General features: G+C 28.8%; 11 protein-coding genes and 4 pseudogenes. 2 read left to right on the top strand and 13 right to left on the bottom strand.

Annotated elements, in window-relative coordinates; translation table 11 throughout:
- The first annotated feature begins 57 nt into the window (after nt 1–57).
- Entirely contained in the window at nt 58–1455 is a 1398-nt protein-coding gene (locus tag CLPUN_RS20280) for an aspartate ammonia-lyase (protein ID WP_077849053.1), read from the top strand.
- A 511-nt stretch (nt 1456–1966) separates the two neighbouring features.
- On the opposite strand, the gene CLPUN_RS20285 is transcribed toward CLPUN_RS20280, so the two are convergent.
- The 7 genes and pseudogenes from CLPUN_RS20285 to CLPUN_RS20315 all read right to left on the bottom strand — a co-directional run bounded on the left by CLPUN_RS20285 (nt 1967) and on the right by CLPUN_RS20315 (nt 10617).
- Nucleotides 1967–2785 (bottom strand): beta-keto acid cleavage family enzyme, encoded by an 819-nt coding sequence (locus CLPUN_RS20285; RefSeq protein WP_077849054.1) that lies wholly within the window; start codon nt 2783–2785, stop codon nt 1967–1969.
- A 129-nt stretch (nt 2786–2914) separates the two neighbouring features.
- Nucleotides 2915–3862, bottom strand: coding sequence for a 3-hydroxyacyl-CoA dehydrogenase family protein (locus tag CLPUN_RS20290; protein ID WP_077849055.1), 948 nt, complete (start codon nt 3860–3862; stop codon nt 2915–2917).
- Nucleotides 3863–4777: 915 nt separating this feature from the next.
- Nucleotides 4778–5482 carry a DedA family protein gene (locus tag CLPUN_RS20295; protein WP_341426120.1) on the bottom strand — a complete coding sequence of 235 codons (705 nt, stop codon included), beginning with the start codon at nt 5480–5482 and terminating at the stop codon, nt 4778–4780.
- Between the two features lie 706 nt (nt 5483–6188).
- Entirely contained in the window at nt 6189–7055 is an 867-nt protein-coding gene (locus CLPUN_RS20300) for a methyl-accepting chemotaxis protein (protein ID WP_341426122.1), read from the bottom strand.
- 168 nt (nt 7056–7223) lie between these two features.
- Nucleotides 7224–8135 (bottom strand): flavodoxin family protein, encoded by a 912-nt coding sequence (locus tag CLPUN_RS20305; RefSeq protein ID WP_242954199.1) that lies wholly within the window; start codon nt 8133–8135, stop codon nt 7224–7226.
- Between the two features lie 443 nt (nt 8136–8578).
- Nucleotides 8579–9523: pseudogene (locus CLPUN_RS20310) on the bottom strand (Gfo/Idh/MocA family protein).
- Nucleotides 9524–9703: 180 nt separating this feature from the next.
- Nucleotides 9704–10617: pseudogene (locus CLPUN_RS20315) on the bottom strand (sugar phosphate isomerase/epimerase family protein).
- Nucleotides 10618–11332: 715 nt separating this feature from the next.
- Here CLPUN_RS20315 and CLPUN_RS20320 point away from each other — a divergent pair.
- Nucleotides 11333–11917 (top strand): GNAT family N-acetyltransferase, encoded by a 585-nt coding sequence (locus tag CLPUN_RS20320; protein ID WP_242954200.1) that lies wholly within the window; start codon nt 11333–11335, stop codon nt 11915–11917.
- Nucleotides 11918–12254: 337 nt separating this feature from the next.
- Here CLPUN_RS20320 and CLPUN_RS20325 read toward each other — a convergent pair.
- The 6 genes and pseudogenes from CLPUN_RS20325 to CLPUN_RS20350 form a co-directional block, all read right to left on the bottom strand.
- Nucleotides 12255–12507, bottom strand: a pseudogene (locus CLPUN_RS20325) (transposase); the annotation flags it as partial.
- A gap of 131 nt (nt 12508–12638) precedes the next feature.
- Nucleotides 12639–13589 (bottom strand): ROK family glucokinase, encoded by a 951-nt coding sequence (locus tag CLPUN_RS20330; protein WP_077849058.1) that lies wholly within the window; start codon nt 13587–13589, stop codon nt 12639–12641.
- Between the two features lie 232 nt (nt 13590–13821).
- Nucleotides 13822–14918: pseudogene (locus tag CLPUN_RS20335) on the bottom strand (Gfo/Idh/MocA family protein).
- A 679-nt stretch (nt 14919–15597) separates the two neighbouring features.
- Complete coding sequence (locus CLPUN_RS20340) at nt 15598–16506, bottom strand: DsbA family protein (RefSeq protein WP_077849059.1); 909 nt, start codon at nt 16504–16506, stop codon at nt 15598–15600.
- A 131-nt stretch (nt 16507–16637) separates the two neighbouring features.
- Entirely contained in the window at nt 16638–17081 is a 444-nt protein-coding gene (locus CLPUN_RS20345; RefSeq protein WP_077849060.1) for a MarR family winged helix-turn-helix transcriptional regulator, read from the bottom strand.
- 246 nt (nt 17082–17327) lie between these two features.
- Nucleotides 17328–17534 carry a hypothetical protein gene (locus CLPUN_RS20350; RefSeq protein WP_242954201.1) on the bottom strand — a complete coding sequence of 69 codons (207 nt, stop codon included), beginning with the start codon at nt 17532–17534 and terminating at the stop codon, nt 17328–17330.
- Nucleotides 17535–17886: the final 352 nt, after the last annotated feature.

A 17886-nucleotide genomic window follows, 5' to 3' on the forward strand; every position in this document is an offset into this window, starting at 1 on the left:
TTTCTTCTATTATAATATAAAATATTAACATTATAAAATATTTAAGAGGTGTTTATTTTGAATTATAGATTAGAACAAGATGTATTAGGTGAAAAAAATATAGATAATTATACATATAGTGGAATAAATACAGTTAGAGCATTAGAAAACTTTGATTTAAAAGGAAAAACTGTAAATTTAAATTTGGTAAAAGAAATTGCACTTATAAAAAAAGCAGCAACAATGACAAATAAAAACTTGAAATTACTTACTATAGAAAAAGCGGATGCTATAATTAAAGCAAGCGAGGAAATCATAGAAGGAAAATTTGATGATGAATTTAAAATCAGTGCATTCCAAGGTGGAGCCGGTACTTCTACTAATATGAATGTAAATGAAGTTATTGCTAACAGAGCAATTGAACTGTTAGGTGGTTCTAAAGGCGACTACAATTTAGTGCATCCCATTAACCATGTTAATATGTCACAATCAACTAATGATGTTTATCCTTCTGCCCTTAGAATTGCTGCAATCAGGTTAATCAGAAAGTTAAGCGATTCTTTGTCCAGTTTACAGGAAGCCCTCCAAATGAAAGAAAATGAGTTCTCAGATATAATAAAACTAGGGAGAACTCAACTAATGGATGCACTTCCAATGACAGCTGGTCAAAGTTTTGGAGCATATTCAAAAGCAATAGAAAGAGATAGATGGAGAATATACAAGGTAGAAGAAAGATTAAGACAGATTAACCTTGGAGGCACTGCAATAGGCACTGGATTAAATGCTACAAATAAATACGTATTTATGTTGACGGATATTATTCAAGACCTTACTGGTCTTGGCATAGCAAGATCTGACTATCCTATGGATATTACACAAAACTGCGATATATTTGTAGAAACCTCTGGATTATTAAAATCCTGTAGCGTAAATCTTCTTAAAATCTCAAATGACTTGAGACTTCTTAATTCTGGTCCTCGCGGAGGAATAGGAGAAGTTCTTCTTCCTAATATGCAGGCTGGTTCAACAATTATGCCAGGAAAGATAAATCCTGTTATTCCTGAAATGGTTGCGCAGGTTAGCTTAAGGGTAATTGCTAATGATAGTGCTATAACTATGGCAAGCTCCATGGGACAATTAGAACTAAATGCATTTACCCCGCTTATAGCAGAATCCTTACTGGAATCTCTTGAACTTCTTGATAGAAGTGTAATGATTTTTAAAGATAAATGCATAGATGGGTTAGAAATTAATAAGGATAGATGTTTGAAAAACTTAGAAAACTCCTTAGTTTCTGCGACTGCTTTAGTTCCCCATTTAGGTTATGATAAGGCTAGTTTAATATCGAAAAAAGCTTTATCTACTGGAAAAACCATAAGAGAAATTCTATTAGAAGAACAACTGCTACCTGAAGAGAGTATAGACAAGATATTGTCTCCATCTGAATTAATAAGAACTCATATACCTGGAAAATGAAGATGATTATGGCTCCACAACAATAATCTAATAAATATTGTTGTGGGGCCATAGTATAATAATAAACTATTCCTTCCAACGTAAATTAACATTTTATTTCGTCTAATGCAAATACTTAAAAAAGATGTCCTATTAACGACATCTTTCTAACCATATGAAACTATACATAACATTTAATCTATAAAATAAATCTTATCCAAAGCAATAATCTATTTTAATAAATTATTCTTTATTAATGTATCACAATTCTTTAATTAATACTTTACATTAATACTTTACATTAATATTATTTTTTGAAATAACATAAATAACTCTCCCTAATATATCTTCAAAAATATAATATATCAAAGAAAGTTATTTAACTAAATCTATTTTTATATTTAATTATGAGGTAACTATATAATATATTTGTAATGTATCTTATGTTATAATATTGCACTTCTTTCATATAGTGCTATAATCTAATATCTACATCCTTATGATATCAATATCATACATTTTAGCAATTTTATTATGAAAGACTTAAAATTTCCTTTGCATCAGCTGGAGTTGCAACTTCATTTCCTGCAACTCTAATGATATCTGCAGCACGTTTAACTAGTTGAGCATTTGATTCAGCTAGTACACCATTACTCCAATATACATTATCCTCCATACCTACTCTTAAATGTCCCCCCATTGCTACTGCTGCTAACATAATAGGTACATGTTGCTTACCTATACCAAGTGCTCCCCATGTAGAACATTCTGGAATTAATCCCTTTAAGTATACTAAATTTTCTACAGTAGCAGCACTACCGCCTGCTGCGCCTAAAACAAATTGATAATGAACTGGTGCCTTTAATACACCTTTCTTTAAATAGTACATAGAGTTATAGATCATACCTGCATCAAAAATTTCAATTTCTGGTTTTACATTATACTCTTGCATAGTCATTCCTAATTCTTCCAAGAATTTCGGATGATTTATAAATAAGCTATTATGCATCCAATTCATGCTTCCACAATCATAAGACGCAAGATTTGGCTTACAGGTTTTTAAATGAGCTTGTCTTGTTTCATCCGTTGCATTTAAATCACCAGAAGTTGTACAATTAATTAATATATCGCATTTTTCTCTAATTAATGCTACTGTTTCTTCAAATTTCTTTGTATCCATAGTACCTTTTCCTTCATCATCTCTCATATGAAGGTGGCAGATAGCTGCTCCTGCTTTATAACACTCAAATACATCCTCCGCAATTTCCTTTGGTGTCATAGGAATGTTAGGGTTGTTTTCCTTAGTTGGCCATGCACCTGTTGGTGCAACTGTAATAATTGTCTTTTTCATTTTTATGTCCTTCTTTCTTAATTACATATTTCTTTAACAAATTAGCTTAGAATGATGTTAACTTCATTAAATAATAGCTATTTATCACGTTACATCGAAATTATGTTCATCAATTTCAAATGTTAATATTTATTTAATATAAAATTCAGATGATTTTAATTGATGAATTAATCTTTGATTGAATTCTTTTTTAGTTTTTTCAATTTCTTCTGGACTATATTCATAAAAGCCAGCGCCTGATTTAATACCTAGCTTACCCTGTTCAACTTTTTCACGTAAAATATCATTTGAGCATGTTGAATTATCCATTTCTTTTAATAAATTATCACCAACTATACACCAAATATCTAATCCACCTAAGTCTGCTACTTCTAACTGACCTGTTGTTGCATAACGAAATGCTGGTCCAAATTTTAATGCTTTATCTATTTCCGCTGGTTCTGCAATTCCTTGTTGTATAAGAGAAAAAACTTCTCTAGCAACTCCTTGTTGTATACGATTTGCAACTAATCCAGGTACAGACTTTAAAACTTTACAAGTTTGTTTCTTTATTGATTTATATAATTCTTCTACTTCCTTAAAAATATCCTCTGGCATATTTCCAAAATAAGATAATTCTACAAGAGGCATAAGAAGACCAGGATTATACCAATGATTAACTATCATTCTTATTTTACGCTCTTCACTAACATCTATCATCATATCTTCTAGATTTAAACTAGATGTATTACTTGCCAAAATCGCATGTTTAGGTGTAAATTTATCTAAACTAGCAAACAAACTTCTTTTTAATTCAATTTTTTCTGGTATTGCCTCAATTACATAATCACTATCACTTGTAGCTGCTTCTAAATCATTAAAAAGTGTTATACTATCTAAAGCTTTTTCAATTTCAGCTTCACTAAATAAATTTCCCTCAACAAGTTCTAATAATTCTGTTTTCATTATGCCTTTTACTTTCTTTAATTGCTCCTCATAAGTATCAAATAGATTTACAGAATAACCATAAAGAGCAAAGGCTGATGCAATACTATGCCCCATTGTACCTGCTCCAATTACTGATATTTTTTTAATCATATTCTTTGTGCACCTCCAAAATTTATCTTTTAAATTAATCTACTATCACTGCTTGTTATAGCAGTTTATTAAACTAGTTTGTATTGCTATTAAATTATTACTAAATTATATAATCAACTTATATTCTGATAATTATATAATTGGGATCTAATTATATAACCTTAGTATTTTTTACTACCATTAATATATCAAGCAATACTTATGCCAATTTTTATAAAATAATTATAATTTCTAATTTAAAGCTAAATCTATTAGGTATAAACCAGTTATTTGAGCTAGATAATTTTTATATATATCAGCTTTAATGAGAATGGTGTATTACAAAGTTTATTATTTCAATACACTTTTGTATCATTTCTTTGCAGTAGAAATCCATTTTCTGATTATAGACCTTCTTTATTTAATACATTCGCGTATCATTTCAATACTTTTTCGCATTATTTTATTGTCTTAAATATTTATATATGTCACAAAATTATTCTCACACAAAATTTATATAAATTTGCTTTATTTCATGTAGAATTCTAATTACAACTTATATAATAACGTTATTATATATACATTTAGGACAAAATCTAAATTGTATATAATCATTTCACCCCTAATTTTATTTGCAAATATTTAACTATCTTTCTATTTTCATAGGTTTGCCTATAAATAGTTTTTTATAAAAAATTTTATTAGTTACATAACCTAACAAATAAAGGTAATAAACACTTTTAATTTATGTTTATTACCTTTAATACAAAACTTATTTAATTTTTAGTTTCCTGTTGTTTGATTTTTGTCTACTAATTCTTTAATAATTTGTAGATGAATAGCATCTAACTTATAAAAATGCTAGAGCTATAATTTGTATTTTACTTATCGCAAATTACTTCTTACATTGATCGAATTGATTAATTTACTACCTCTCTACTTAATCTTCAATCTCTTCCTATAAAACAAAATGCCTCCCACGACAATTCCAGCACCAATAACTAGTGCAACAATAGATGAAAAGACACCAACACTATCTGCAATCATATTCCATGATGCTTCAGCATGTCCTCCTAGTAAAACTAAAACGGTGTTCCATATCAGACTTCCTGCAACCGTATACACCACAAATTGTAAAATATTCATTTTCGTCATACCAGCCGGAATGGAAATTAGACTCCGTACTATTGGAATACATCTGCAAAATAAAACCGTATATTTCCCCTTACGGTTAAACCACTGTACGGATTTTTCAATATCTTCTTCTTTAAATCGAAGAAGTTTTCCAATGCGTCCACGAACAATCAATTTTAAGCGTTCCTCTGGCAATAGGCGTCCAGCTAGATACAATATTAGTGCACCAAGACTTGAACCTACTGTTGCATATATAATAACCCCTATTGGGGTCATGGAGGTATAAGTGGTCATAAAACCTCCAAGGGTAAGAATGATTTCAGACGGAATAGGAGGAAAAATATTTTCCAACGCTATAAGTGCTACAATACCCAGGTATCCGAATTCGTTCATAATTTCAACTATCGCTGCTTGCATAATCATATCCTTTCTTGTTATGTCTATTAAATCAAGTGAAACTTGATTCAGGTGGAGTTTGATCTCCATCTGAATCTTAGTTGAACTCATCTAGAGTCGTACCACTGTTATCTCATACTTAAAGAAGTGTAAGTGTTACAGTGGCTAGACATCAGATAAAATTTGACATACTTCATCTTTTTAGTTACTACGATCCCATAAAACAATTTCCTACAATATAGTTCTTTTTCTCAAAACCGTTTTTTGAATTATTCTTTACTTTTAGAAAAAAAGTATTACATAACTTATTATAGCGTAAAAAAGATTTCTATTCTATTAACATTATGTTAAAACATGATTTTATTAATTAATACAAAACTCACAAATATAATCTATTATTATTAAATAAATTACTACAATTAATATTATTTTTATAGTAATTAAAATAAAAAATTAAAAGTTTAATTCGTATTTTTAATTTTTTATAAATTTAATTTTACTTAAATCATAATAACTAAGTAAAAACTTAAAATTGATACAAATAATATTAATTTCTATATCTATATTTTCTTGATTAAAAATATAAAATAAGACCTATATAAAACAACTTTTAGATAGATCTTACTGATACATATATATTTAAAATTTCATCTATGAATCAAACTTATAAAGTAATCAATTCTATAATCATTATTTATATTGTTGTTTTCATCAACAATTTCATCTGTTCCTAAACCATTTTCTACAATCATACTAATGCTTTACTAAGAATAATAAATTTGCGTTTTCTATTGTTTTTCATTTTGATTTTTAGATGTTATTTATTAGCCTTTACATGTTTTACCAAAACTTCAGAATTTAAAGAAATTTCTTCTACAGTTACAGATAATTCTTCTAAGCTTGCAGCTTGATTAGTTGATATTTGCCCTGATTCATTTATTGTTTTGGTTATCATCTTCATACTATCCCCCATTTGGATAAGTGCTTCTGAAATCTTTTTAGAACATTCAGTACTATTCGATGCTAATTTTCTCATTTCACCAGCTACTACTGAAAATCCTTTTCCATATTCTCCAGCCCTTGAAGATTCTATTGCAGCATTAAGTCCCAAAAGATTAGACTGCCTAGAAATATTTTCAATTAACTTTATAGCTTCACTACCTTCATTAATTAATTTTTCTGCATTCTTTGTATTTTCAACCATAAAATTCAATTTTTCTGATAAATGAACTGCACTACTCGCAATTTCTGACACTGTTAAATTAGTTTCATTAAGTGAATTCTTTAATTCTTCTGTAGCTTCCACAATTTCTTCATATTCCTCCATATTTACACTTACACCAAACCATCCAACAATTTCATTATTTTCATTAATAACTGGAACTGTTATAGCTTTAAAGGATGTTCCATAGCTCTTCTTATCATATATACTAGAAAAACTCATCTTCTTTATATATATGTTTTCATTAATTCCATTTTTATTCATAACATCATTATCAATAACTTGACCAGTATACATAGGTGCTTTTGATCTCTTCCCATCTAAAGCATATATACATTGCTTTTTATCACAGATATTTATTGCTGCGTTTCCTTCAAACAATTGACTAATAATTGGTGAAGCATAAATCATTATTTCAAAAACTTTTTCCATTTTAAATTTCATTCCCTTCTGAATGCTCAAACTCAAAATTAAATAAGTTCTATCAAATCAACTTTAATTTGCTTTAACTCTCTTATTTTATAAACATCTTAAATCTTCAAATAAAGATTTATATAAAACAAACTGAGCTTATTTATTTTAAAAGCTCAGTTTGAAGTAATTTTATTAAACAATCTTTTATTTGTAATCTTACTCACCATAACCACCATATTTTTCAAGTAATTCTTTCTTATTAGGTATTTGACCTGGTCCAACTGCTTTTGTTGAAATCTCAACTTGATGTTCTAATTTACCATCATAGAATAAACGAGAACGTTTTTGTTGTGCTTCACTAAAGTTAACTTTAATTTGTCCATCTACTAAAGTTAATTCTCCACTTATTCCACAAACTGGACATTCTACTTCATTTTTATTATGAACTACAGTAAGCATATCACAATGGCAAACTGGACAGACCCCTTCATCAGCACCTCTCCATTTATTCATTTGCTCTGAATCGCTATTTAAAGCATCAGCAATATTTTTACCCATTACTACCATACGATCCATTACTTTGAAGTTTCCTACAACATGTTCATGTGCCATAGCACCAAAGTATTCGTATTTATCTACTACATTTATTCGCATTGACATTGTAAATTCATATATTGTTGACATAGCAAAGGATAACCAATTTTGTGCCATTGCTCCACCAACAGTAATTAATGCTGCTACTCTTGGCTTAAATGATCTTTCATCTGGTAATTTCTCTGGCGCATTACCCATTTTAATTCCATTTTTCTTCGCTTCAGTTCTAAATGCAATATCATGAGATGGTCCTAATCTATCACATACAGTTTTAAATTTACCTGTTGGTGATAATACATATGTAGGTGATCCTACTATAACAGCATCACATTCCAATAGCGCTTCATCTATTATATACATTTCATCTTTTAAAACACAGTTTCCATTTCCACCATGTAACAAACTCATTACACATGCAATACATCCTGTACAATCTGCAATATTTAAATCATCTGCACGAATAAATTTAACTTCACTACCTGCTTTTTCACATTCCATTAATGCAGTCTTAATCATAACTTCAGTATTACTCATTTTTCTTCCAAATGAAATACCTAATACCTTCTTTTTCTACAAATACAGTAGCTTCAATACCATACTCCCATTTATAAGTATGGTATTGAATATTCAATGCCTTCATCTTTCATTTCGTATACTTTACTATGGATGTGTTTAAGATATGGCATATGTTCATCTAAAATATGAATTCCATTTCTGCACCAATTTCTTTTAAAAATTTAAATATATCCTCTAAATTCATTTTTCCTCTTGCATATTAATCTTGTAAGCTATAAAAACTTACTGAACGTTTAATATTTGACATATACTATCTTCCTTATATATAAATTTACTTTTATCTGATGTCTAGCCACTGTAACACACTACTTCTTTAAGTAATAGATAACAGTGGCACGTCCCTAGGTAAATTCAACTAGCCTTTATTGGCAGATAAAACTCCCCCTAAAGTTAAGTTTCACTTATTCAAAATCAATTGATCTACCTGTTGCTGCTGATTCTCTAACAGCTTCCATTACAGCAAGTACTCTTCTTACTTCTGGGATCTTAACAAGTAATTCTTCTTTTCCTTCAAGTGACTTCAAGTAATTTTCAAATAACATGATATGAGAAAAATCTACTTTAGGTAATTCTTCTGTAGTTAATACACCTTCTGGTGGTGGTCCAAATGAACGTGTTGGACCCGAAGCTGTCATTGTTGTTTTTCCCGGAACATTTTTCAGAAGTCTCGTTGTTCTTGCAATTTTTCCTTCTGGTTCAAAGCCATCTGAGTACATGCTTCCTGTATCTCCACCTATAAACCAATGTCTTTCAAACCACTTTGGCTTGTCCGCTAAGAAATAAGTTCCAAGTTCAACTTCTCCTGTTATTCCATTTTCAAATCTAAATAAAATCTTAAAGTAATCGTCTACTTCTTCATTTATTACATTTCTTAAATCAGCAAATATAGTTTTTATCGGACTATCAACCATATAAAGCATTTAGTCTATTAAATGAACTCCCCAGTCATATAACATTCCGCCGCCATATTTTTTGAACACATGCCAATCATGCATGTTCCCGTTAATTCCATATAACATTGATTGAACTGTAAATACATTTCCTAGTGTTTTTTGGTCATATACTTCCTTTGCAGTTCTAAAATCCTCATCAAATCTACGTTGTTCGTGTACTGTAAATAACACTTCTGAATCTTTTACAACTGATATCATTTCATCATATTCAGCTACACTCATAGCAGCTGGTTTTTCACAAATTATGTTTTTACCAGCTTTTGCAGCTTTAATCACAACTTCTTTATGAACATGATTACTTACTGAAATTACTACAGTATTTATATCTTCTATTTTTAACAATTCATCAACACTAGTAGTTTTTATAACACCTTCAGTAATTGCATCTGACATTTTTTATTCTTCAATGTCACAAATTGCTGCTACATTGATAGCTTTCATAGAATCAAACATTTTTTCATGAATATGGCCATAAAACCAAAACCTATTATTCCAAAATTAACTTTCATTTTTAATTCCATCCTTTCTTTAGGTAAAAATAACTTTAAATACTTCTATTTAAATCTGCCTTATTTAAATTACAAAATTTCTTAAGTATCTTGCTGATAATATTGCTGATTTTTTACATTCTTCAAGAGAACCTTCAAAAGCTTTATCTTCAACTTCTATGCAAGTGTTCCCTTTGTATCCTATATCCGTTAATGCTGAAACATATTTCCCCCAATCTATATCCCCAAGTCCTGGTAATTTAGGTGACATATATTGAAGTGGAGTAGCCATTATTCCTACATCATCTAGTTTATCTTTAAATATTTTTATATCTTTATAATGAATATGGAATATTTTTCCTTAAATTCATATATTGGCTTAATATAATCTATATGCTGCCATACAAAATGAGATGGATCATAGTTAAGTCCAAAATTATCACTATTAAGTATTTCAAATACTTTTCTCCAAATAGCTGGTGTTGTCATTAAGTTTTGTCCACCTGGCCATTCATCATTAGTAAATAACATTGGACAATTTTCAATTGCTATCTTTACACCTTTTTCTTCAGCATATTTTACAATTGGAGGCCATACTTCTTTTACTATTTCCAAATTTTCTTCAACAGTCTTATTAGGAACTCTTCCTAAAAACGTTGTTATCATATTCACACCAAGTTTACCGCTTCCATCTATTAATTTGTAAAGATGCTCAACATATACTTTTCTCTTTTCTAAATCTGGATCTAAGGTATTGGGATAATATCCAAGAGCTGATATTTCAACACCTTTTTGTTTACAATAATTTTTGATATATTCTACTTTATCTTCACTTAAATCTGCTACATCAATATGTGATACACCTGCATATCTTCTTTCTGCCTTTCCTTTTGGCCAGCAGCAGGCTTCTAAGCATTCCAAGTTATTTTCAGCCGCAAAATCTACTAATTCTTCAAAACTTAAATCTCCTAAAATAGCACTGTTTAATCCTAATTTCATGACATACATCTCCTTTTAAATTTTTTATATAAATCTATATATCTCTTAGAAACTTTTAAAATTTATATCATTTTCACATACTTATTGTACCTTTTTTAATCGTGTAAACGCATTCTTTTAATTATTCAGTTCTATTAGTAATGTTATTTAAATGAAGATAACTTTTTTATGAAATAAAAAAAAGTTAAAAAATTGAATTGAATTATTAACTTTTAATATATATTGAAAAATTATTCTTTCATAAAATTCATGCCTGTATACTTAATTCATTACAACTTTCTAATTGCAAAATATATAAAACTTTTATATATTAAGAACTTATTATCTTTATTGGAAAGAGATATAAAAAAATTTGAAGAAGACAGAAATAATGAACAAAAAGCTAATAATAGTAAAATAATACAGTAAACAACTTTCTATAGAGTATATTTCAAATAATAAATGAATTTACTCCTGAGTATGTAAGGGATTTTTTCGAAAATAATATATCTAAAGTTAATAATTAAAAAGTTTTGTATGATAAAATTATCACTAGTATTACTTTTTGGTCATAATCTGAAGTTAAGTTAACAGACCAAAATGATAAAAACTTTTTTGTAAAATATGTAATGTAATATTTAACCAATATGATATAATACTAACTGAAAACTAAATTGTAATTTGGCAGATTATTTATATTAGTGGAGGTAATGGAATGAATGTTGAAGTTAAAAAATTGACACCTGCGCACGTAGAAGAATATATAAACTTTTTCGAGACGACGCCACATGATGACAATATCCCTGAGCATACCTGTTATTGTGAGTGTTGGTGTAGTGCCGACCACCGTTTCGGAACAGGTATTCCATCGCGTGAAGAAAGAAAAGCAATGGCTATTGAATATGTTAAGAGCGGAAAAATACAAGGATATTTAGCATATTTTGATGATTGTATCGTTGGTTGGTGTAACGCAAATACAAAGACAGAATGTTTGAACTGTATAGGCTGGTATCGTTTTATGCCCCAAGTAAATGAATTGGAGATTGACGCAAATGATAAAGTAAAATCTATATATTGTTTTCTTGTTGCACCTGATATGAAAAGAAAAGGAATAGCAAGACAATTATTGCAATATGCTTGTCAAGACGCGACGAATGATGGTTATGATTATGTTGAAGTATATCCCGAAAAAGAAACTACAGATGAACGTAAACATTTTATGGGGTTTGTTGATATGTATAAAAACTTGGGCTTTACTATTCATGTAGAAACAAAGCAAAAATTTGTAATGAGAAAACAGCTAAATGGCACCATAGTATGAGCATTATATGAAGCAGACAAATTCTAATTTATCTGCTTAAAAAACCGGTATAATAATTATCTGGTTAATTCATATTATTTCATAGATTATATATTCAAGACTATTCAGTAACATAGCCTAAATTTAAAATCGAGGCTGTAAATATTTTTGTGTATTCTGATTTTCTTCTTAGAAATAATGGATAACTTAAGTGCTTATACTAATCCTTCATTTTGTCTAATGGTGTATATTTATAGTGTGTGAATTATTTATCCACTATGTATATTATATCCAACTAGTGGTAATAATATACATAGTGCAAAATATTGTTAAGGAACTTTAATTTTAGGATATATTCTAAGTTAAGCATCTTTAATAAGCTATCATCATTAGGGAATATCAATTTGGTCTTTGTTAATTTTCTAAATTGGCTATTTAAACTTTCTATAACATTTGTAGTATATTATCCTTCTTATGTTATCTGGAAATGCAAAGAATGTACTCAAGTTATCCCAATTATCTTCCCAACTCCTAACTGCGTTAGGATACTTATTAGACCATTTATCTTTCAATGATAGCAAATTTTCCATTGCAACTTCTTCATTGACAGCTTTACAAATTCCTTTCAAAGCCTAAAGAAGTCCAACTTTTTGTCCGCACCCCCGAGCCTTAAAACTCACTGAGCATTTCTAACTCTTTATGTATCATTAGACTTCTACATATCAGAAATATTAACAAACTATTAATTATTATATATATCTAACGCTAATCTTACTCCACCATAAATCCCTGCATCATTACCTAACTTAGCAAGTTCAAATTTTGTACCTTCACATGCATGAAAGGCTTTTTCAATAAAGTTCTTTCTTATTACATTTACAAGAATCATTCCTGCCTTTGACACTCCTCCTCCAATCACAAAAACTTCTGGATCACATATACAGGAAACATTAGCAAGTGCTCCACCTAATTTCTCACCTAAATCTTCAACTAATATATTAGCTAGTTCATCTCCCTCTTTTGCTGAATCAAATATTAACTTTGCTGTTATTTCACTAGAATCTCTTAGTAAAGAAGGTCTTTCTTTACTCTTTAAAAGTTTTTGTGCTTCCTTTACAATTCCTGTAGCTGAAGCATATTGCTCCAAACAGCGTGTTTTTCCACATCCACAAGTTTCTGTTTCATTTTTAACCACTTTAATATGACCTATTTCTCCACCTGCACCATTTGTTCCTGAAATCACATTTCCATCGATTATAATTCCGCCGCCAACACCTGTCCCAAGAGTAACCATTACTACATTTTTATAACCTTTTCCTCCTCCTTGCCACATTTCACCAAGGGCTGCGACATTAGCATCATTTCCTACTTTTACTGGAAGATCAATCATTTCACTTAAAGTCTCCTCTACATTAAATATGCCCCAACCAAGATTAACACACTTCAAAACAGTTCCATCACTGCTGACTGGCCCTGGTACTCCAAGACCTACACCTACAGCATCATTTCTATGAATTCCTTTTTCTTTCATCTTGTCCTTTATTTCTTTTGCAATATCCTCTAAAATATATTGGCCGTTCTCCTTTTTTCTCGTATCTACTTCCCACTTTTCTAATAGCGTTCCATCTATCTTGAATAATCCCATTTTTATTGTAGTTCCACCTATGTCTATTCCAAATCCGTAATTTCTCATTTATTTTTCTCCTCTTTATTATTCTTAATATTTTACTTAAAATTTAATATTTTAATTGCATTATGTATATAAATAATTTATGATTAATTTTCTTCTATAAAAGCTCTACTTCAATTAAATATACATATGTTTGATTGAAGCCTATATAAAAAGAACTGAGGAATATACCATTCCCCAGCTCACATTAGTTTATATAAAAAATTAGATAAAAATATTATGAGATGGCTTCTTATTATAGTTCTACTGGCTTACCAGTTTCAGCTGATTTATAAATTGCTTCTAATATTTGAGTTACCATAAAAGCTTGTTCTGGTTTAGCTAGTGGTTCTGTATCATTTAAAATAGCATCAATCCATTGAATAGCTTCTGCATCACGTTGTTCCAGTGCCCCTGCTCCTTCAAAACCAAATACTCCGCCTGCATCTGAAGGCTGTGATTGAACTAATTTACCATGAGCAGCCTTATTAAATACAACATACCCTTGATCAGCAAAGGCTAAACCAAACATTTCAGCCCAGCATCTGTTCCACATAAAGTTACTTGTGCTTCTTTTGGATTAATCATGTTTAATGTCCATGCAGCTTCTAAGTAAATAGTTGCACCATTTTCCATTTTAATAAATCCAAAAGCTGAATCTTCTGTTTCAAAAGTTTCTGCATTCCAAGGTCCAAACATATTTCCTTCTGGCTTGTCTTTTAGCATTTGGAACACTGATCCAAATACAGTTTTTGGTTTGTAGTTATCCATAAACTATAATGTTAAGTCTAAAGCATGAGTTCCAATATCTATTAATGGACCTCCACCTTGCTTTGATTTATCTGGGAATACTCCCCATGTAGGAACTCCTCTACGTCTTATAGCATGAGCTTTTGCCATGTATATATCTCCTAATTCACTATTTTTACAAGCTTCTTTTGTTTCAAGTGAATCAGAACGGAAACGATTTTGATATCCTATAGTTAATTTCTTTCCAGTTCTCTTAGCTGCATCTAACATTAATTGTGCTTCAGCACTGTTTATAGCCATTGGCTTTTCACACATAACATGTTTTTCTGCTTCTAAAGCAGCTACTGTGATTTCTGAGTGAGATACATTTGGAGTTAATACGTGAATAACATCAATCCTTTCATCTTTAATTAACTCTTTATAATCAGTATAAACTTTAGCATCAGCAACGCCATATTGTTTTGCAGCTTCTGCTGCTCTTTCTTCAATACTGTCGCAGAAAGCAACTAATTCAACCTTATTTGTTAACTTTGATAATGCCGGAAAATGCTTTCCATGTGCAATTCCTCCACATCCAATAAAACCAATTTTTAATTTTTTCATTTTTATCTACCTCTCTTCTTATTTATAATAATCATAGTATTTAGTTAAATTAACTTATTTTTGATTTAATTATCTTAATTAAAATAATTAATCTTCTTAATATAGCTTTAATGTCCCTTAAGACATCTTTATTGTACCTTTTTCACCTTTGTAAACGCATTCTTTTAATTGTTCAGTTTTATTAATAATCTTGTTGAAATAACTCTTTTTTTGAATTAAGAAAAAATATTAATAAATTGATTTAAAATATTAATCTTCTTAATATCTGAATTTAATATTCAATTAAATTACAAAAATCTTTAAGTAATTCAAAAAACAAAATAGCTATCATATAAAACTTAATTTTATTTATGTTTTTATAACTGAAAAAGGTAGCAAATCACCTAATTCACAACCTCTTCTTTTTATATTCTATTTATTAATAGCTTAATTTCATATAAATGCTATTTTTTTATAATTATATATCTAGAAATTAAATTTTCCAAACTTTACAGTTTATTTTTCATCACATACTTTAAAGCCTTTGTTACCCTCTTAATACTTTATTCACTCATTATATATCCAATCTATTAATTGATATCTAAATTAAACTATATTTTTAATTTAGAATTTTACTCGTTCCCCAATACTTCTGATATTAAGATTTATTTCAAACTAATAACAATTTCATCATATACTATTAGAGATTGCATATTCCAGTAACTGGATTACAACTCATTGGTTCATAATTAGCTGAAATGAAAGCTCCATTTCCTACATTCATAATTTTGATTAACCCCTGATTACTTAAACTTTCTATAATCTTATTTGTATCATTTTTAGATATATCAAAGCTAAATTCAATTTCAACAGGTGCTACTTTTTCATGTTTTTTTATAAATGATAATACAGTCTCTTCATTACTTTCAATTTTATTTTCTATAATTTTATTATTCGTAATTTGTTTGATTACAGCATTAATATTTTCATAAGACTGATATCCTCTTAAAATTACTTTTTTTTCTTCACCAAACTTAACTAAAAATGTTGGGAACCCTTGAACTTTATATTCTCTACAAATCTTTTGATCTTCTAAGAATGCTTTTTCTGCTGACCCGTCTGAAAAATTCTCAATAAATTTAGCTACCTCAAGCCCTGATTCCTGTGCTAATTCAATTAATACTTCTATTTTATTTGCCTTTTTAGCTTCTGCTGCTACTGCTTCACGCATTTTTCTAAGAAATTTATTTGCAAATTCTTCATTTTGAAATTGTGCTGCTTTATAAGCTATATTTAATGGATAAGTAGAATTGTCTTCCTCTGAAAATAGTTCAAAATCATTTGCTTCAACTGGCATTCCATGTCTTTTTGAAGCTTCTAACCAATGACTTATAATTTGAAAATTAACTGTAGATAAATCTCCTCCAATTCCATTAAAATTATCATTAAAATTCCTGATATCTTCAACTAAGCCACCCATTACAAAATTAACTTTAATCTTTCCTTCATAGCGTGTTTCAAGCTTTTTTAATAAAGGTTCACTTCCCCAACACCAGCTACATACTGGATCTGTAAATTCAATTATTTCTATAAAATTATCTTTATTCATGGTTTATTCCTCTCCTTCATATTATTTACTTTTCAAATTATAAATTTAATTTTTTAATTATATTTCCTATAAATATTCATAACTAACTTATCACTAATTAGAGATAAATTGCAAAAAATAAAATACTTCAGTTAGTATTTTATTTTTCTTAAAATAGATGTTAAAACTTGTTTTTCCTCTTCTGATAAATTTATAAGACTTTCTTCTAAATCTTTAAGATGAATAGGAAAAATTTCTTCTACCTTTTCCCTCCCTTTTTCAGTAATTGATATTAAGCTCGATCTTTTATCATTAGGATTTCCATATCTCACTACTAAACATTCTTTTTCAAGATTTTTTATAACAACAGTTATATTTCCTGAAGTCGAAAGGATATTTTCAATTATTTCATTTATAGTTAAATCACCTTTATGATATAAGATTTCAAGAACAGAAAACTGTGAAGTTGTTAATCCTTTTTGGCCAAATATTGCCCCTGATCTTCTATGGAGTCCTTGGGTTGTTCTGCTTAATCTAATAAGAACTTTTAAATTTGAATTATTTATACTTCCATAAGTTATTTTTTTATACTTCATGGATTAAATATATCACTAATTAGTGATATGGTCAATAATATTATATTGTATTATTAAATAATTATTTTTTGATAAAGTTTCTTAGTATTAAGAGTACCATACAATAAATCTATTTTTTACATTCGCCTATTTGGGCTTTTTACAGGTATAATTAAGCTCATATCTTAAAGTACAAGGTAAAATAAGATATAGGCTTTATAGTTTACAAATACGCTTTTTACTAATTTATTTTAGAATAATATAACTTTATTTCTCCATACTTTCCAGTTGGTCAATTGAATCATGCCATAAAATAAATGGAGGATCTAGTCTAGTGAAACAATCCCTATCTAAGGTTGTTGCAACTTCAACGCAAATTTTATTTTCGCCTTTCTTTAAATATTTACTTATATAATAAATATAAGGCGGACAGATCTTCATATCTGCATATTCATTATTAATCCAAAGCTCCATTGCTTCATATCCATATTGAAAACTTAAGTATGCTTTATCCTTAACTTTATCTATCTTTATGGTTTTCTTACTCTAATACATAAATTAATTCATCATCTTGAGGAAAATGTGTTTCTTCTTTCTTTTTATTTATTATCTATAATAGTGCAAAAATGCTTGAATAATTTTACAACTGAATAAAAATAAAAAAACATTTATGATAAATCCTTGTTATAATTGAGTTATCACACAACAATGATAGCAAGGAGCTATACATAAATGTTTCAAAACACAATTATATCAAATGAATTATCAATATACAAATTTTTCAAGCAATTAAATTTTGATTTTTACTTAACTAAACCTCAATTAA

The organism is Clostridium puniceum (assembly GCF_002006345.1).
GTDB classification, from domain to species: domain Bacteria; phylum Bacillota; class Clostridia; order Clostridiales; family Clostridiaceae; genus Clostridium; species Clostridium puniceum.